Origin of the sequence: Candidatus Mycolicibacterium alkanivorans (assembly GCF_022760805.1) — a bacterium.
GTDB classification, from domain to species: Bacteria; Actinomycetota; Actinomycetes; order Mycobacteriales; family Mycobacteriaceae; genus Mycobacterium; species Mycobacterium alkanivorans.
Genome location: NZ_JAIVFL010000001.1, coordinates 843,106 through 861,312, shown reverse-complemented (window position 1 = coordinate 861,312; position 18,207 = coordinate 843,106). Strand labels below are relative to the sequence as shown.

Genomic DNA, 18,207 nt, shown 5'->3' with positions numbered 1-18,207 from the left:
CCTGACATGCCAACTTAGTCGTACCTAACTTGACTGTTCAGGAGCGCACCGGCAGCCGCTGCCCGCTCACCGCCTCCAAGCTGCGGAATTCGTCGTCTACGTCGTCTTTTGGCGCAGGCTTCGGCCACGCCACACGTCGAGTGCCCGGTCTGCCTCCCGAAACGGGCAGAACGGGCGGTCCGGAATTTGCGCAAAGTCTGCCCGGATTCTTAGGAACCGGCCCGTCACCTACGCGATTGCGGGTACCGCGATACTGATGCCATGCCAGAAGTCGTAGCCTCGCGAGAGCGCTGGTGACCGGGCGCGACGACGTGCCGGGCGACTCATTTCCCAAGCCCAGGCCCACCCGCGGCCGGCGGCGCGCGCTTCACGCGGCGACGTTCGGATTGGTTCACCCCGGCCCGTCTCGTGCCGAGAAGCGCCGGGCAGCGATGGAGGCCATGGTCGCGGCCCCGCTGCGTGGCCGCTACAAGATCGGCGTGCTGGGCAGCCGGATCGACCCGACGCCCGCTAGCGTGCTCGCACCCGGCACGCTCGTGGACGACTACGTCATCGAGTCTGTCCTGGGGTCCGGCGGCGTGGGCAGGGTCTGCGTTGCCCGGCAACGTTATTCGGGTGCAGTGGTCGCCCTGAAGGTGCTCAACGCCGAGGTGTCGGACGATCCCGGCTATCGGCGCCGGTTCGCCGACGAGGTATGGGCCGCCCGGGCGCTGCACCACCCCAACATCGTTCCGGTATACGGGTCCGGCGAGTCAAAAAGCGGAATGCTCTGGCTGGCAATGCAGTACATCGCCGGTACCGATGCCGACCGGGAGTTGCGGGCCGGGCGCATGTCACCGCAGCGGGCGGTGCACATCATCGCCGAAGTGGCCGCGGCGCTGGACTATGCCCATGGCCGTCACTTCGCGCACGGCGACGTCAAGCCCCCCAACTTCCTACTGGGCAACGACGGCGCTGTCCTGCTGGCAGACTTCGGCCTGGCCCGCACCACCGACGACGGCAGCTCCTGGGGTGAGAACGGCATGGTGCTGACCTCGGCTGCGTACGCCGCGCCGGAGATGTTGCGCGGAGGAGCCGTGGACGGCCGCGCCGACGTGTACTCGTTGGGCTGCTCGCTGTTTCGGCTGCTGACCGGCAAGCCCCCGTTCTTCGACGCCGGCCCCAAAGACGCTGTCGTGCAGGCTCAGTTGTACCGGACCCCGCCCCGTGCCACGCAGTACGCGCCCTGGCTGCCCCCCGGGATCGACGGCGTCATCGCCACCGCGATGGCCAAGGATCCCGCTGCCCGCTTCCAACACGCCGGGGAACTTGCCGACGCCGCCGACGCCGCATTGGGAGCTTCACGAAGCTAACGACCGCCAGGTCAGAGTGCGACGGGCACATGCTTCTCGGCGCACGCGTCCCCGACCGCCGCGACGATGTCCTGGGTGCGTACCGTCTCGAGGTCCTCCACGGTGACCGATCCCCGGCTGGCGCGGTTCTGCGCCGCGACCCGCGAATCACGCAGCCGCTCGGCACGTTCGACGACATTGCGGGCGAATCGGCCGTTCTGCATGACGTCGATACCGTGGGTGCCGTCGGGTGACAGGTAGGCCCGAAGGCGGCGGCAGGCGGCGTTGAGTGCGTCACGGGCGCCCGGCTCGATCACGGTCGCGCGCGGCCGGCCGTAGCGGACCGCGATCTCGACGATCTCGTCGGGGCTGTACGACTCGAACCGCAACTTGCGGTTGAAACGTCCGGCCAAACCCGGGTTCACCGTGAGGAACTCGTCGACCTCTTTCTCGTACCCCGCGCCGATGAAACAGAAGTCGAAGCGGTGCACCTCGAGGGCCACCAGAAGCTGATTCACCGCTTCCATGCCGATCATGTCCGGCCGGCCGTCGTGGTGTCGCTCGACCAGCGAATAGAACTCGTCCACGAACAGGATCCGCCCCAGCGACCGGGCGATCAGCTCGTTGGTCTTCGGACCCGATGATCCGATGTGCTCGCCGCAGAAGTCGGCCCTCTTGACCTCGATGATCTCCGGATGCCGGACGATCCCGAGTCCGGCATAGATCTTGCCGAGGGCTTCGGCCGTGGTGGTCTTGCCGGTACCCGGCGGCCCGACCAGGAGCATGTGGTTGGTCTGGTTGGTCACCGGCAGGCCGTGGGCCAGTCGCAGCGCCCGCACCTCGATCTGATCCTCGAGTTCGGCGACGGCCCGCTTCACCTCGGCCAGCCCGACCTGATTGTTCAGCAGCGCGCGGCCTTCGGCGAGCAGCTCGGTGCGTCGCTCGGCGTTCTCCTCCTCGGTGCGATCGTTCGCAGACAACTCTGTGGTGACATCCCACTTGTCGGTGCGGCTGTTGATCGTCTCCTCGTCGGTGACCACGAGCTGAAGCCGTGGGTCAGCCAGTGCCTGCTTCGCCGGCTCGATCAGGACACCGTTGATGGTGGCCTTCGACAGCCAAATCTGTGCCTTCTCCTCGTCGCCGAGCTGGCGGTGCGCCATTCCGCGGACGTAGGCGAGATCGGCTGCGATGAGGGGGAATTCGATTGGATCGATGGCCGTCACCGCGGTGTCCATCAGGCTGTGCCTGCGAGCCTCCGCCATTGCGCCCCGCTCGGCGCGCAGCTCCACTCGGTCCGCCCATTCCAGGGCGACCCTGGCCTGCCCGAGGTGGGCGGCGGCGTGCGCCGCCAGCGCATCGGCGGCCGCGGTGACGGCGGACATGATGATCGCCTGCGGAGGCAGAACCCGGGCGGCCTCGGCGACGACGTCGGGCCAACGTTGGGTCGCGAACATCAGATAGCCACGGATGTATTGCTGCCACTGGTGGTTCTCCCAGGTATCCAGCAGAGCCGAATCGTTCAGGACCGCTGCGGCTTTCTCGAACTGCCCGTCGTCGATCAGCGCGCTCGCCAGCGCCAGTCCGGCATGCGAGGCCTCGGTGACGGTGATCGACAGGTACGGCCCTGCCTTGATCGGCGCGGCCAGACGCAGGCCCAGTCGATTGGTCTCCCGGTGCAGGCGGGCCCCGTAGGCGTACACCTGCTGCAGGGTGTCCAGGGCGTCGTCACCGGTGGCGATGCGGCCCAGCCACGCGTCGGCCATCGAGGGGTCGACCTCCGTCGCCTCACGGAAGTGCCGCTGGGCCGAGGTGGGATCGGTCTCGAAAACCGCCATCGCCTGGTCGAATTGGCGACGAGCGGCTGCTGTGGAGGCGCTGCTGGTCATGGCCTACTCCACCGGCTCCAATTCCGTCGACCACAGCGATGTCGGTTCGCTGGACACATAGCGGTTCTCGGCACGGAACAGTTCGACCTCGACCTCGTACACCCGGCCCGCGGCGTTGACCTCGACGATGGCCGGACCGGTCTGAGTGATCACCACATCAGCCGATCCACGGGGCGGCTCAGTTGGCCCGCCGATGGCGATCACGGTGTTGGGCCGCGGAGCGGGCGACACGGTGCCGTCCACCACACTCACGGTGGTGCCCGACGCCGGCCGCGGCTGATCGATGACGGCCACGTGCGGCATCCGGACACTCTCCCAGCGCCCAAGGTCACGGGTATGGACGGTGATCCGATCGCCCGCACCGGCGATGCGCACCACGATGCGTTTGGCAATGGCGTCCTCGGCCGCGACGTGAATCCGGCTGAACTCGCCAGGATCTCCCATCGGCAGCAGTAGCCGGTCACCGGCGCCGATCTTGCCAAGCAGGACACCGGACGGGCCGATCGGCAGGATCAAGGATGCGGGCAGTGGGCCTCGGCTGACGCCACGCAGTTCGGGCCGCGGGCCGCACATGTTCGCGGCGACGGCGTTGGCCTGCTCACCGGGCAGCGTCTTGAGGATGACGCTCGGCGGCGCGGTCGGCGGCTGAGTGCTGCGCACGGTGATCGTCGCCGTGGCGGTGCCGTCCGGGAGCAGCGTGATGTTCTGGGTGATGCCGTCGGCGCGCAGTGACCACGCTTGCGCCAGAACGTCGGCGTTGATGTCACGCGGCTGGTAGGCGTAGGTGGTGAGCCAGCCTGCATCACTACGCGCCGTGCGCCAGCGCTGGTTGTGTGGCTCCAGGGCGGTGCGGCCCAGGCGCCGTTCCAGTTCCACGATGTCGGTGGCGGTAGCCACCTTGGCCCGAATTCCGTTGCAGCGCAGTCCCGCCGCGACGCGCTGAGCGGCGGCCAGCGCGGCGGTGCCCACGCTGGTGCGCCACTGCAGGGCGTCGGCGTTCTCGAGGGCACCCAGTCGCAAAACCAGCCACGTCTCGCGTTGACCGGCATAAGGTGGTGTGCCGATCAGGGTGTCGTAGACGCGGGGGTAGTCGCCGGTGCTGCGGCGCCGCGAACCGACGCTGACGACGCTCAGCGACTTTAGTGTCAGGCCCAGGCTCTGGTGCATCGCAGGCAGGAGTTCACTGACGTCGACGGTGTTTCGGGTCTCGGTCGACGTCGATCCCATGAAAATGGTTGGTGTGTGCGCCTTGCCGAGCAGCTGGACGGCGACCACGGCAACGCCGTCCTGGTAACGCACACCGCCGCCGGAGCGATCGTTGGCCACCGTCACGGGTTCGGACAGCTCGATCGCCTTGTTGCGGTGAAGGTACAGGGCCGCCCACGACCACAGCGGCCGGCGCCGCCACGGGACGGCGAAGAGGACAAGGCCGAGCAGCAGACCCAGCGCGGCACCGAGGTAGCCGTCGACACTCCAGCCGATCAGTCCCAGCAGCAGGACCGCCACGATCACGGCCAGCTGCACCACCTGAGGTCTCATCGCGCCCGCCTCAGCCGGGCGATGATGGCTGCCAGTAAGACGGCGCCGACAACCGCTCCCGCGAACCCCAGCGCGACATTGCGGGCCCGATGGTCCGGCGCGGCCGGTGGTGCCGGTGGCGGTACGACGCGGGTCTGCGCGCCTGGGGCGACCGCGTCACCCGGCGGAACGTTGAAGGTCAGCGCCGCAACCGGGTCGACCACCCCGTAGCCGACCTGGTTGTCGACACCGCGGGGCGGATTGTGCGCGGTCTGGAGGATTCGATGGACGACCTGGTTGGCCGTCAGGTTCGGGTACTTGGCCCGCACCAGCGCGGCGACGCCGCTGACGTAGGCGGCGGAGAAGCTGGTCCCCCAGAACGGCATGTTCTTCTCGCCCGGCCTCACCGGCGGGTGGGCGTTGACCGGTCCGCCGGTCTGCGGCGATAGACCCATGATTCCCACGCCGGGCGCCGCGGCCGCGACCCATGGGCCGGCGAGGCTCTCGCTGATCGGCGCACCGGTGTTGTCGACTGCTCCCACGGACAGGACGTAGTCGGAGAACCACGACGGTGACGACACGGTCTTCACCTGATGCCAGTCCCGTGGGTCGTCGGTGTTCAGCGGGTCGAACGACGGGTTCTGCGCGCAGCCGTCCTCACCTTCGTTGCCGGCCGCGGCGACGATCACGGCGTCCTTCACGGTGGCGGCGTACCAGACCGCGGCGCCGATGGCGCGTTGGTCGAGCGGGTCGGCCGCCGACACACACGCCGTCACGCTGACGTTGATGACCCTGGCGCCCATGTTGGCGGCGTGGACGATGGCGCTGGCCAGCGTCGCCACGGTGCCGGCCTTCTTGCGCGCCTCGCTGTCACCAGGTGACGGGTTCTCCGGTTCGAATGCCCGCGACGACTGGCGGATGGACAGCACCGTCGCGTGCGGAGCCACGCCGGCCACGCCGTCGGGTGTGCCGGGCGCCGGCGGCGGAACCTCGGGGTCCTCGGGTCCGCCGGGTTCGGGGTCACCGGGACCGTTGGAGGGCTGGTCGGGTGGCGGCGGAGGCTCTGCCGGCGGGGCGGCGGGGGGTGCCTGCTTGGTCTCGGTGACGGTGACCGGCGCCGGCGGTGGCGGTGGCGCGGGCGGGGCCGGTGGCGCACCGGGCGGAGGTGGCGCGTTGTTGACCGGCGGCGGGCCGGCCGGGGCGGGAAGGCCGGGTTGGGCGGCATCGGGGCCGGCATGGGGCTGCCCTGCGGTGCGGCCGCGATCAGCGAGGCGACGATCGTGCCGTGCGAGTCGCAGTCCATCAGACCGTCGCCGCCCATGATGTAGTCGCCGCCTGCGACGACGGGCAGGCGGGGACTCGGGTTGACCCCGGTGTCGATCACCGCGACGGTCACACCGTTTCCGGTCGAGTACTGCCAGGCCTTGCTGATGTTGAGCATCGTGAAGCCCGGAGCGGGCAGCGCGACGTTCGGGTCGGCGACGGTGATGGTGCGTGCGCAGATGTTGCTCTGCCGCATCGGCTGGTCCGGCCGCGGCGGGCCGTCCGGGGGAACAACCGACGGGTCGACCGCGGGTGGTGGAATGGCCTGTGCTGAAGGCACGTTGGCCACCACCCCGGTCAGCAGGACGACCATTGCCGCCGCCGCCATTCGTTGTGCCGGTGAAGTGCTCATCGCATGCGGACCCAGCTGAACAACCCGCCGATCCAGGCGGCGAGCGGGAAGGCGGCGACGATCGCCACCAACTCCAGCCATTCGGCGAGCATGCGGACCAGAGGCGTGAACCGGGTGACCGGGACCAGCAGGGCCGCCGTGAGACCCACTCCGGCGAAGGCCACCAGGACCAGCGCTCCCCACAGCAGTGCTGCTCCCGAATCAGCCGGTGCTGCAACGACATAGCGGATGACAGCCGCGCAGAATGCACCGGCCGCCCCGCCGACCAGAGCGACCGCCTGGCGTCGGTCGGCGAAGGCGCGCCCGCGGCTGGTGAAGATCAGGACGAACAGTCCCGCCAGGACCGAGGCGGCGGTGCTCTTGCCGCGACCCGGGATGAGGGTGGCCCACACCGCTGGCGGCAGGGCCAATGCCGCGGCGACGCAGATGCCGGTGAGCACACCGTTGGCTCGCTTGGCGGCTTCGGTGATCGCCGCACCTCGCGGTGTGGTGTCCGGGTTCGGCTCGTCCTCGGCGTCCTCGTCGACCGGGGAGACGGTGTCGACGGGCAGGCCATCGCCGCGGCGGAACAGGTCTCGTCCAGTGATCGAACCGAAGTGCGGCGGGCGAATTCGTGCCGCCCGCAGCGCGAAGGTGGGACCGAGAGTCAGCAGCAGCAACAGGCCGATCAAGGTGAGCATGCCCAGCCACTGAGCCGGCACGGGCCGCCACATGCGCGCGGCCGCCACCAGGCCCCCGATCACGCACAGCGTGACCACTGTCGCGGCGACAGCGACATGGCGTTGGGTGATCGCGACCACCCCGCAGGTGAGAACGGCGGTCGCCAATGCGGCAATGAACAGGTGTGCCGCGCCGACGCCGCCGGGCGCAGCCGCTGCGAAGGCCACTGCCAGAAGAGGGACTGTAAGCCAACCCAATCCGTTCAGCAGATCGGTCCGGCCGGGCCACCAGCGCCAGACCGCGATCGTGCCGAGCCCGAGCAGCAGCCCCCCGACACCGGTGACCACAACAGGTGCCGGTGAATCGCTGTGGAGGCGGGCGTGGACTGCGAGCCCGAGGATCGTCAGCGCCACCATCGTGAGCACGGCCATCGCGGTGTGCACGGCGGTCTGCGCGGTCACCGGCGCGAAGAGCCGCTTGCCGATCCGGGCCAGGCCGGTCGACAGGGATTCGTACTGCGGCTCGAAGGATTCACCCTCCTGGGCGGGCACCAGGACCAGCGTGGCACCGTCCTCGACGCCGAGCTCGTCCAGCGTCTTGGTGACGTCGAGCCGGGTCCCGTTGGCGCGGTTCAGTTCATAGGCGATGCCCGGGTCCAGGCCGGCCACCCCGCGTCGCTTCAGTTCCTCGTTGAGCAGCTCGACGATATTGTCGATGAACACCTCGACCGGAACCGACGCCGGATAGACCTGGGAGACAAGGTGTTCCCCACAGATCACCGCGATGGCGCAACGGGCCGGAAAGAAGACCGTCGGCATCAGCGTGGCCTGTCGGCGTCCGGAATGTACTTGTCGGCCAAGGACGCGGTGATCTCGAACAGCCGCAGCCGCGTCTTCTTCTGCAGTTCGTGCTGCGCGTCGATGATGCCGCCCTTGGCCAGATGCGGATCATAAGGCATGAATTCGACGGTGGCGCCGGACTGCCCGAACCGCTCGGTCAGATACGCCCGCGCGTCCGCGTCGTAGTTGTTGCGGCTGTCGTTGAGGATCACCATGCTCCGCGACACCAGATCGTGGTAACCCATCGACCGCAGCAGGTCGATGCCGCGGGTCACCGGCAGCGAGGTGTCCGCGGTCAGACCCGAGACGAACACCAGGGTGTCGCAGGCGTCTAAGACCGCCTTCATGACCGGGTGCTCGAGATCGTCGGCGGTGTCGACGAGGATCACGTTGTGGGTGCGCCGCAGCCGTGACAGCACCCCGGTGAACATCGCAGGCACCAGCGGCCGGGGTTGGTCGGACGCCCGGTTCCCGGCGAGCACGTCCAGCCCGATCTGGTTCTGCCCCAGGTGTTCCCGTATGTCGGCATAGCCCTGGACGTCGGTGTCGTTGAGCACCGCCGAATAGTCACCCGGCGGGGACTCGTCGATGCGGCCGGCCAGCGTCCCGAATCCCGGTGCCGCGTCGATCGCCACGACGTTCTCCGGGCGGCACTCCCGAAAGATCGCGCCGATGCTCGCGGTCATCGTCGTCTTGCCGACGCCGCCCTTACCGGAGACGAAGCCGATCACGTACTGCTTGCGGATGTGCCGGCGAATACGCTCACGCAGTTCGCGGTAGTGCCGCTCGGCCGGGGACTCTCCGAGGTTGATCGTCTTGAACGAGACGTTGTAGAGGAACTTCCGCCAGCCCGAGCCCGGCGGGATCTTGCGCGGCGCAACCATGTCGGAGATCCGCAACGTCCCCGAGACGGAGTCCTGCTGCTGGCGGTGGTGCTCGCCGAACGGATCGCGCCGGGTCTCACGGGGGTCTGCGGAATGCCCCGGCTCGTTCCAGGGATTCGTCACCTAGACAACCTTTCTGTGGGAGTACCACTCGTCCTCAGCCGGAAGGCGGCGGACCATCTTCTGCACCGCCTGAGCGATGTTGCCGGTGGACCCGGGACTGACGATCATCCACGACTTGCCGCCGCGGCTGACGTGCTCGGAGACCAGCCGGCCCTGCGGAGTGTCGATGATCGTGACCGCGCCCTGCTCGATGTGCGAACGCGCCGGCCGGTTGGCCACTCCCGACTGGATGGCCACCACCGAGGCCTGCGCTGAGTGCTCGGTGTCGGCCGCCAAGGTCAGGGTGGCGATCTGGTCGCCGTCGAGCTTCTTGTCGACCAGGAAGGTACGCAGACTGGCCCGATCACGCACGGCGCCAAGCAGTTCGGCGACGTCGAGGGTCACCGGCCGCAGCGGGGCGGGCTTCATCTCTCCGCACAGCCGCTCGATCTGGGAGTTGACCAGCATGCCGGCCGAACCCTCCGACGTCGCCGTGCCGACACCGCTGATCCGGACCATGATCCCGCTGCGCTCCAGAGCGACCCACCATTGCGCGAACCGCGCCAACAGAACTCGGTCCGGCTCGGTCTCGTGGGCCGGTGTCTGTGCGTAGACGAGCAGGGCTACATCCCGGCGCGACAGCACGGTCAGCCACTCCAGGACGGCCTCGTCGACACAGCCGCTGTCGGTGATCACCCCCACGGCGCGCAGCTCGGCGGCGATCGGGTGGGCGAGTGCCATCTGCTCAGTCTCCACACTGGGCAGATGCGGCCGCAGGCCGAGTTCGGGTGCCAATACCTCGATGCCGGACAGGACCTGTAGCACCCACAGGCCGTCCACGGTCGTCGTCAACATAGGTTTCCCAACGCAGACTGCAGGGGCGCACCGAATGTGCGCCCCCACCGGCTGAGGATGTCCGGTTAGAAGAGGTTGCCCATCATGACGTCGGTCTGATGAGCGCTGTCGTTGACACTGCTGATGGTCGAGCCGTGCTGGTTCATCGTCTCGATGAGCCCCTGCAGGCCCTGCAGCATCTGCATCTGCGCCTCGTGGAACGACGTGGCGGCCGACCCCTGGAAGAAGTCGGCGATCGCGTTGGTGCGCTGCAGGATGTCGTCGTGGATCTCCATCAGCTGAGCTGAGCGGGAGCCGACCTCGGAGGCGAAGTCAGCGACGCCGCCGTGGTTGTAGGTGATGTTGTCCGACATGACAAGTCCTTCCGTAGGTGGGTCCGGGGATCAGGCGTTGGCGGCGAAGCTGGTCAGGCTGTGCGCGGCGTCGGCCTCGTGCTGCTCCATCATCGAAGCGGCCTGGCTCAGACCGTGCGCGAGCCGAGTTCCGCCGGTGATGGTCTGCTGAAGGTCGTGGTTGATCTGCGCGGCGGTGTTGACCGACGCCAGTTGCGCCTGCCCGCCCCAAACGGCCGAGCCGATGCCCTCATGGCTGCTGAGGTAGCCGTTGGCGATGGCCGTCGCGTGCTCGAGCGCAGACTCGATGGCCTGCTGGGTGCTGCGCAGCACCTCCGGTGTGACGACGAGTGTCATGTCTTCTTCCTTTGCTGTGTTCGATCCCCGGGCTGGGGACATGTGGACGAGTATCGGGCGCTGCAGCGCAGCTGTCACTTCACCCTCTGGCAAACGTTGACGGAAGCACCCCCTTGGACCAGAGCCTTAGCTGAGCCTCGGGTCCCGCTGGGGACCCTGGTCCGCGACGATGCGGGCGTGCGCCACCTCGTCTTTGCCGTTCCCCCCCTTGCCGTGGGCCAGCATGCCGGCGTGCGCGGGCGAGACCGGCATTCCGCCGCCGGCCGTCCCGGGGGTTGTGGGGCCGCCGAGGTCGGTGGCGCTCAACAGCCCGGCCTTCAGCGAGGTCGGGCGCCCCGAGTTCTCCGGAGCAAAGCTGCTCGTCGGCCGGGTGTAGCTGGTCAGCCCGGCGCCGGGGAAACCACCGGCTCCCCCGCCGCCACCACCGCCGGCCACACCGCCGCCGAGCCCCCCGAGCGCTGACTTTGACGAGTTCGGCCGCGGGCATCGCCGCGTCGCCGGCCTTCGTCCCGTTGAACATGCCGCCGAGTGAGCCCATCATCGACTGGGGCAGGCCGGACAGCCCCTGGAAGGCCTGCACAGGGGCCTGGAACATGCCCATCAGCGGCTGCATCGCACCCATCGCAGCCTGCATCGGCTGCATCATCATCGAGCTCATCTCGCCGGCCCCGCCCGCCGCTTTGGCAGGAGCCGCGGCCGTCTGACCCGCCATCTGGGTGACCTGGCCGGACTCCTTCATCGCCTCGCCGGCCGCGGTCACCCCGGCCGTCTGCGCGACCGCCGCCGCGGCAGTGGCCGGCGCCGCGGGCGAGGCGCCCAGGGGCGATATCGGCGGCGGAACCGTCAAGGCGGCCACGAGCGCGGCCAGCGCGGCGCCGTAGGCGGCACCCGCGCCTGCGTTGTGCGGCCAGTGTTCGCCGAAATACTCCGTGTCCAGGGCGACTATCGCCGGTGTGAGCGCACCAAGCACCGCCGGATTGATCGCGACGTCGGCGGCCTGCTCGGTGCGGTTGGCGATGGAGACCTCGGCCGGGATCATCGAGGACACCGCGGTCTCGTACGCCGACACCGCGCTCGCAGCGATCGGCGGCTTCTCCTGCGCCCAGCCAGCCAGCAGCTGCAGCGCGGTGTTCAGCCCGGTCACGGCGGTGGCGGAGCTGAGACCGCCGACGCCCTCGAAATTCAAGGAGGTGACCGCGGTGTTCAGCGTCGAGAGCGAGAATGCCAGTTCATTGCTGCCCATCAACGCCTGCCACGCCGCCCCGTTGGCCATGGTCGAAGCCGTGCCAGCTGCCCCTGGCCCGACCAGCCGGAGGTAGTTGGTTTCAGGCGACGAGCACGGCCAGGCCGGATCGGGCATGGGTCAGGCGAGTCCGAGCGCGGCGTTGTTGATGACGTCGGTGGCGGTGTAGGTCGCCGCCGCCAGGTCCTGAGCGCCGGCGAACATGCCGCGGTTGGCCAGGTGCTCGATGGCGGTCCCGATGTAGGACGCACCTGCGGCGTTCAGGGCCGCAGCGAACTCGGCGGAATCCAGGTCCGCACCCATCGGCATGACGCCGACCAACGCCGCGGACGCCGCGGCCGTGGCCGAGCCCATCTCCGCGCTGATCCCGGTCTCGGTGGCCGCAGAGGTACCGATCGCGGCGGCGTTGACGTTCATAACCATGTTGCTCTCCCTCTGTGATTACAGGGCGTACCTGCAATATCGTCGTATTGTAAAGTGTGCTGGCGACATATGTCGACTTATGCTTTCGAGTCCTTCAGCAAACCCGAAGGTCGCCGCTCAGTCCGGTGTTCCGACGAGCACTCCTTCCATCGCGCCGTCCGTGGTCACCAGCAGACCGCGACCGGGCGGCAATTGCTGAGCGCTGGTGCGGCCGAAGACCTTCACGGTCTGGGGGTCGTTGTCCATGAACAGAGTCGGGGCGCGCGAACCCGTCAGCTTCTGCAGGAACGGACTCATTGCCGAGACACCGGCCCAGTTGCCCGGCAGACGGGTGGCGATGACGTGCAGCCCGATCTCCCGGCTGCGCTCGATCAACGGCCACAGCGGGGCGGTCGCAGCCGGCTTGGTGACGACACCGGTGGTTCGCAGTTCCTGCTCGTCGTCGATGAGCAAGAAATGGTGCGGACCGCTCCACGGCGAACGGGTGAGCAGTTCTTCCTGACTCAGGCCCGACGGCGGCAGGCGGTACCCCATCATCTCGGCCAATTCGGCGAGCACACGGTCGATGTCATCGGGCGTGTAGGCATAGGCACGGACGTGTTCGCCCTGGATCTTGCCGATCAGGCTGGTCTTGGGATCGACGATGGTGATCTGTGCCTGTTCGGGCGACAACCGGGCGGCGATGGACTGCCCGAACGCCGCCAGGGTGCTGGTCTTGCCGCAGCCTTGCCGGCCCACCACGAGCAGGTTCGGCATCTGCCTGCTGGGCAGCGCAACCGCCTGCAGTGCGCTCTCGCCCATGGCGAACGGAATGTCGAGGGCATCGCTCTCAGCGTCCGCTGCATAGGCCGCGACGACGTCACGCAAGGCGACGCGCTGCGGAAGGCGAGCCAATGTCTCGACCTTACCCGCGCCGGTCTGAGCGGCGATCGCCGCGCCGATCTGCCGGGTCGTCACCCGCTCTCCATTCGGCCCGACGATCTCGGGGACACCGATCAGCAGTTCCTGTCCCAGCCGGGTCACGCCGAACCCCGGACGGTCCAGGGTGTGCCGCGCGGCCCTGCGGTGCTCCATACCCGAGCCCATCTGGGTTTCGTCAGGATTGCTCAGCCGCAATTGAATTCGGGCGTTGGACACATTGAGCAGCGCCTGCTTCTGCCCGACGAGCCAGCCACTGGCGCTGGTCGCCACATGCACGCCGTACGACAAGCCCTGCCGGGCGATCGCGATGGCGCGATCACCCATGCCGTTGTCCTTGTCGTAGAGATCGCCGAAGTTGTCGATGACGAGGAAGACGTCACCGAACTTGTCGTCGGGGTCGGTACCGCCCCCTCCACCCGGTCCGAACCGCCGCTCTCGGAATTCCGAGATGTCCATCTGGTAGCGCTTGAACGAGGCTTCCCGCACCCGGATGATAGCCTCGACGGTGGCGAGGGTGCGCGAGACACCCTCGATGTCGGTGAGGCTGACGACGCCGGCCACGTGGGGCAGATCTTCCACCGGGTAGAGCGAGGCACCCACGCAGAAGAACGTGACCCGCTCGGGACGGTACATCAGCGCCGCGGAGGTCATCAACGTCATCAACGTCGTCGACTTACCCCGTTGCGCGGTCGCGACCACCATGATGTTGTCCATCTCGGCATCGACGATGTGCACCCGCTGGGCATGCTCTTGGGGGAAGTCTTCGATTCCAACGGGAAACACCAGGCCCGGGTTCTGGCCGTAGTCGGTCCACCACGGCTTGCCGCGCCACCTCCGGACCAGCGCGTCGGCGGTCTCACTGACCTCCAGTGGGGGAAGCCAGATCTGGTGCGGCGCCCGGGCGGGGTGCGACACCAGCGACTCGCGGATGACGTCGAGCAGCTTCTTCTTCTTGAAACCGTCTGGGTGGTAAAGGAATTCGTCGGGCTCATCCGGCGCGTCCGCCACTGCAAGGGCCGCACTGTCCTCGTTGGACAACGGTTGGTACTCCCAGGTCAGCGGACGGGGCTGGGTGAAGCTGACGTCGACGGTCTTGTCGGTCGTTGCCGTCTTCTTCGGCACGACGAACGGCGCCGAGACGTAGAAGCAACGGAACTGCTCGAGGTCGCGTGGGCCAACCTTCAACAGCGCGTACCCGTTTTCCTTGGACGGCAGGTGTAGCGCGGCGTCACTGCCGATCACGTCACGCGAGTCCTCCGCGGTCTCCGCCCGCAGGGCCACGCGGAATGCGATGTTGCTCTTGGCCTTGCTGAGCGAGGACAGGTCGAGCCGCTGTCCGCCGAGGGTGAAGAACACATTGCAGCCGCGTCCCTCCTGCCCGATATGGATCACCAGATCGATCCACTCCGGATGATGATGGAACAGCTCGAGGTACTCGTCGATGATGACCAGCAGAATCGGCACGGGTTCCAGATCCCGGCCGGCCAGCCGCATCTCCTCGTACTCGTTGGCATCGCGGGCGCCGGCATCTTTGAACAGCCGGTAGCGACGCGCGATTTCACCGTCGATGGCCTTGCGCATCCGCTCGGCGAGATGGCGGTCGTCCTTGCCCAGATTGGACAGCGAGCCCACCACGTGCGGCAGGCCCTCGAGGTCCTGGGCCGCCGACTCGAACTTCATGTCGACGAAGATCACGATGAAGGTCTCCGGCGAGTGAGTCAGCGCGATTCCGTTGCACAGCGATAGGAAGTACTCCGACTTGCCGGAACCCGACGTGCCGATCACCACCGAGTGGAAGCCGAAGCCGCCGAAGTCCTTGGCCCGCAAGATGACGTACTGCAGTTCGCCGCCGGGCTTCACCCCGACCGGAACCATGGCCCAGCGGGGATCGCCGCGGCCGCGACTGTCCGCCCACAGACGATCGACGTCGAGCACTCTGGGATCGCTGATTCCCAAGGCGCGCAGCAGCTCTCCGCCCTGGCTGTCGGTCTCCGAGAGCTCGCCGGCAGTCATCGGCGACCAGCGGGCCAAGGCACGTGCGTATCGGTCGGATGTGCTCTCGGCGAGCATGTCGGCGACGGCATAGAAGGCGCCGCGGTGGCAGAGCCGGCCCTCGCGCAGCTCGAAGCGCTCGTCGCCGTCGGCGAACCCGACGCCGACTCCGGGCCGAGTGGCCAAGCGTAACACGGTGATTCCGGCCATACCCTTCTGACCGGTGACACCCTCCCACTGCTCGGGTGTGCCGACGTTGTCGTCGACGATCACCCAGTGCGGGCCCAGCGCCGAGCCGGCGATCGCGGACTCCATCGGGGAGAGCATGGTCGTCGGGCTCGAACCGCTGGGCGGTGCCCACGGGCCGCGCCCCTTGCGGTGAAGCTCGGAATCCAGGGCGTCTTCCAGCTCTGTCGGTGATCCGAAGACCAACCTCCGCATACCGCAGGCGTCGAACATCTCGTCGTGCTGGTTGTGCGGCAGCCACACCAACCACGACCACAGCTCGGGGTGGCGGGTGACGACCATCAGCTTGATGTCGCTCGGGCTGTGGCAGACGGCAAGCGAACACAGCACCGCGCGCATGAACGCGTGCAGCTGCGCCGGGTCCTCACCGATGAAGCTGAAGCCGGGCTTGGAGCGCAGGCTCAGGACCTTGCCGATGCCCCGGATCTTGCTCTGCTCGAGGATGAAGTCGCGCAGTGCGCGACCGGTCACCGGCTCGAGCTCCTCGCCGACGGGCACCTCCGGCCATTGCAGGGATACCGCGGAGTCGGCGGTCGACTGCACGCCGATGCCCAGGCGCACGTCGAGGAAGTCCGGGTCCGTCGGCCGTCGCTCCCACATCCGGGGGCCGCCGATCACGGTGTCCAGCCCCTGCGGGTCGCCGTGCACGAACAACTGGCTTCGGCGTTGTTCCTGTGCCGCGCGCTGGACCTCGTCGCGGTCCTCGTCGAGTTGGCGCAGATAGATTCGGCGCTGCTTCTCCTGCTCACCCCAGCTGATCCGCCGACCGCGCCCGAAGCGGCCGCTGAACATCAGGGCGCCGAAACCGACCAGGCCGATCATCGGGAAGAAGCCGGACTGCAGGGAGCGGACGCCGGAGGTGTACATCACCACGAGGGTCCCGATGATGCCGACCAGGAGCGCGGGCAGCGCGATCATCAGCAGGATGTTTCGGGGCTCGCGCTCCGGAAGCGCCAGCGGCGGCGCCACGACGACACGCGCGGGCGGAACCGTCGGCGCCGGCGTACGCGCGCCGCGAACGAATCCCCTCTTCGACACCGCTAACCTCCCGCGTTCGGTTGGTTGCCGGCCGCCACCGGGGCGACGGCACCGCCGGCGTCGATGGTGTCGCGGGCCAGCAGCGCCGTCGCTCGATTGATCGCCGGGCCGGTCGCGAAGGTCCGCAGGATCGGCCACGGCGCCTGGTCGGCCCTGCCGGGATCGATGCCGAGCGCCTGCAGGGTGCTCTGGTCCCATTCGATGCCGTACCGAACGCCTTGCGGCGAAACCCAATACAGGCTTTCGCGGGTGTCGGCGGTGATGACCCCGGACGTGGATGCGACGAAGTTGGCTGCTCCGGGCAGCATCAGGGTCTGGTTGGCCTCCACCGAGTCCGGGTCCCGGCTGTCTCGGACCAGCCGCACGATGTGGGAGTCCCTACTCTCCGGCGTGGGCAGACCGCGCCCACTGAAGAACGTCACCGACGCCTGCCGGTCGGTGGTCTGCTTCTTCCAGCCTACGCAGGTCACCGGATTGGCGTCGGTGTCGACGAAGTCCAGCCTGCCGGTCGGATAGAAGTCCACGTCGAGGACGGAGACCTCGGGGATGTCGACGAGCTTGTCGGGTGAAACCAATTGCGGCGTAGTCGATCCCTGGCTGTCGGCGGTGCGCAGCAGGTCGGCGACGAAGCCGGTGATCTTCTGCACGCCGTTGGGTAGCAGCGCATAAAAGCCGCTGACTGCGCCGCCGGCATCCTTGGTCTCCAGCACGCGGCCGACTACCGAATCGGGTAGCCATCGTGACGGAGCGCCTGCCTCCGGGATGGCCGGTACGACAAGCGGTTCGGTGGCGGGCATGGCGTCGAACAAGGCGTTGGAGATCTGGATCGGCCGGGTGACACCGGGATCGAGTCCGAGGTTGAAGGTGACCGACCGGTCGGCCGGATCGATCTGGGTGCGTTGGCCGTTCCAGATCAGATAGGTACCGTCCTTGTGGGTGGCCAGCACGGCCTGGTTGGGCTTCATCGCCGCGGCGCGCCCGCCTGTCGAAAGTTCACCGGCGATGGCGGTCACCACGGGCGGCTCGCCGCTGCCGCGGGTGGCCGCGGTGTCGCACAGCGACCATGCCGATACGGGGTTGGCCGCAATGGTGAGGTCGTCCGGGATACCCGCAATCCCGATCATCGGACCGGTCGGGTACTTGCTGATCTCCTTGGCGTTGACCCAGGTGGGGACGGCCGAGTTTCCGGTCGCCAGGCGCGCCGAAGTGAGGTTGAGGGCCGGATAGAGGCGGCCGTCGATCTTGGCGTACAGGGCGCCGGTGTCCCGGTTGCCGATAATGGACGACTGCCCGACCAGCCCCGCCGGCTTCATGAAGTGCAACAGGGCCATCCAGCCGCAGCCGATGAGGACGAACACGAGCGAGAGCACCACCGCCGCCTGCTGCTTGCGGTCGTCGTGTTTCATCCGCACCGAGAAGCGGGTGATCGCGGCGCGCAGTCGGCGGTTGTAGAAGAGGTGACCGGAGTTCTGGTCTCTGTTGGCCAGGTTCAGCGGCACGGACGACGCCCTTTCGCCAGCAACTCGACACCGGGCCCGGCCAACGGGGTGGGCAATGTCATCGCAGGCCGCCTCCGTACCGGGCCTCGTTGTCGGATTCGGCCTCGTGACGCAGCGCACCGAACGCCAGGTTCAGCCGATCGCTGAGCTCTGCGTGGGTGTACTCGGTGGTGACGGCGGGGTGCAGAGTCAGCCCGATGAGTTTGCCGTCGGAGTTCACGACAGCCTGCACTTCGCCGAGATCGACGCTGTAGGTGACAGTCTCGGCCTGCGCGACGAGCGCCTCCCACCGGTCGGCTGCCTCGCTCAGCTCGCGCAGGACCGCGTCGACGAGATCTTTCTCGCTAAGCTGGTCACCGCTCCCGGGCCGGGTCACGTTCCAAGTATGTCGAGCGTCACCACCTGC

Annotated in this window: 13 protein-coding genes and 1 pseudogene; 1 reads left to right on the top strand and 13 read right to left on the bottom strand. The window is 68.1% G+C overall.

Annotation, left to right across the window (positions count from 1 at the left end):
* Positions 1-293 precede the first annotated feature (293 nt).
* A complete protein-coding gene (locus K9U37_RS04290) occupies positions 294-1,352 on the top strand; it encodes a serine/threonine-protein kinase (protein ID WP_243070658.1) in 1,059 nt (352 codons plus the stop codon).
* A gap of 11 nt (positions 1,353-1,363) precedes the next feature.
* Here K9U37_RS04290 and eccA read toward each other — a convergent pair whose 3' ends face one another.
* From eccA to K9U37_RS04225, 13 genes and pseudogenes are all read right to left on the bottom strand, one after another.
* Positions 1,364-3,217 (bottom strand): type VII secretion AAA-ATPase EccA, encoded by a 1,854-nt coding sequence (gene eccA / locus K9U37_RS04285; protein WP_372489386.1) that lies wholly within the window; start codon positions 3,215-3,217, stop codon positions 1,364-1,366.
* 3 nt (positions 3,218-3,220) lie between these two features.
* Positions 3,221-4,756 carry a type VII secretion protein EccE gene (gene eccE, locus K9U37_RS04280; RefSeq protein ID WP_243070657.1) on the bottom strand — a complete coding sequence of 512 codons (1,536 nt, stop codon included), beginning with the start codon at positions 4,754-4,756 and terminating at the stop codon, positions 3,221-3,223.
* Positions 4,753-6,410, bottom strand: a pseudogene (gene mycP, locus K9U37_RS04275) (type VII secretion-associated serine protease mycosin). Before mycP ends, eccE begins: the two are co-directional and overlap by 4 nt.
* Positions 6,407-7,888, bottom strand: coding sequence for a type VII secretion integral membrane protein EccD (gene eccD / locus K9U37_RS04270; RefSeq protein ID WP_243070656.1), 1,482 nt, complete (start codon positions 7,886-7,888; stop codon positions 6,407-6,409). The pseudogene mycP and the gene eccD overlap by 4 nt, the downstream one beginning before the upstream one ends.
* On the bottom strand, positions 7,888-8,916 hold the full coding sequence (locus K9U37_RS04265) for a MinD/ParA family ATP-binding protein (RefSeq protein ID WP_243070655.1): 1,029 nt from the start codon (positions 8,914-8,916) through the stop codon (positions 7,888-7,890). The genes eccD and K9U37_RS04265 overlap by 1 nt, the downstream gene beginning before the upstream one ends.
* Entirely contained in the window at positions 8,917-9,750 is an 834-nt protein-coding gene (locus K9U37_RS04260) for an ESX secretion-associated protein EspG (protein ID WP_243070654.1), read from the bottom strand.
* 65 nt (positions 9,751-9,815) lie between these two features.
* The gene (locus K9U37_RS04255) at positions 9,816-10,103 is read right to left on the bottom strand and encodes a WXG100 family type VII secretion target (protein ID WP_243070653.1); all 288 of its coding nucleotides are present in this window, start codon (positions 10,101-10,103) and stop codon (positions 9,816-9,818) included.
* 30 nt (positions 10,104-10,133) lie between these two features.
* A complete protein-coding gene (locus K9U37_RS04250; RefSeq protein WP_163805926.1) occupies positions 10,134-10,439 on the bottom strand; it encodes a WXG100 family type VII secretion target in 306 nt (101 codons plus the stop codon).
* Between the two features lie 79 nt (positions 10,440-10,518).
* The gene (locus K9U37_RS04245) at positions 10,519-11,799 is read right to left on the bottom strand and encodes a PPE domain-containing protein (RefSeq protein WP_272888014.1); all 1,281 of its coding nucleotides are present in this window, start codon (positions 11,797-11,799) and stop codon (positions 10,519-10,521) included.
* Positions 11,800-11,802: 3 nt separating this feature from the next.
* A complete protein-coding gene (locus tag K9U37_RS04240; RefSeq protein ID WP_243070651.1) occupies positions 11,803-12,105 on the bottom strand; it encodes a PE domain-containing protein in 303 nt (100 codons plus the stop codon).
* Between the two features lie 117 nt (positions 12,106-12,222).
* A complete protein-coding gene (eccCa, locus tag K9U37_RS04235) occupies positions 12,223-16,302 on the bottom strand; it encodes a type VII secretion protein EccCa (protein ID WP_372489385.1) in 4,080 nt (1,359 codons plus the stop codon).
* Between the two features lie 2 nt (positions 16,303-16,304).
* Entirely contained in the window at positions 16,305-17,801 is a 1,497-nt protein-coding gene (gene eccB / locus K9U37_RS04230) for a type VII secretion protein EccB (RefSeq protein WP_243070650.1), read from the bottom strand.
* Positions 17,802-17,859: 58 nt separating this feature from the next.
* A complete protein-coding gene (locus K9U37_RS04225; protein ID WP_243070649.1) occupies positions 17,860-18,177 on the bottom strand; it encodes a DUF2710 family protein in 318 nt (105 codons plus the stop codon).
* Between the last annotated feature and the right edge of the window lie 30 nt (positions 18,178-18,207).

Coding starts and splice junctions, on each gene's coding strand:
- eccA (WP_372489386.1), bottom strand. CDS start 3,217: ATGACCAGCAGCGCCTCCACAGCAGCCGCTCGTCGCCAATTCGACCAG.
- eccE (WP_243070657.1), bottom strand. CDS start 4,756: ATGAGACCTCAGGTGGTGCAGCTGGCCGTGATCGTGGCGGTCCTGCTG.
- eccD (WP_243070656.1), bottom strand. CDS start 7,888: ATGCCGACGGTCTTCTTTCCGGCCCGTTGCGCCATCGCGGTGATCTGT.
- K9U37_RS04260 (WP_243070654.1), bottom strand. CDS start 9,750: ATGTTGACGACGACCGTGGACGGCCTGTGGGTGCTACAGGTCCTGTCC.
- K9U37_RS04255 (WP_243070653.1), bottom strand. CDS start 10,103: ATGTCGGACAACATCACCTACAACCACGGCGGCGTCGCTGACTTCGCC.
- K9U37_RS04250 (WP_163805926.1), bottom strand. CDS start 10,439: ATGACACTCGTCGTCACACCGGAGGTGCTGCGCAGCACCCAGCAGGCC.
- K9U37_RS04245 (WP_272888014.1), bottom strand. CDS start 11,799: ATGCCCGATCCGGCCTGGCCGTGCTCGTCGCCTGAAACCAACTACCTC.
- K9U37_RS04240 (WP_243070651.1), bottom strand. CDS start 12,105: ATGGTTATGAACGTCAACGCCGCCGCGATCGGTACCTCTGCGGCCACC.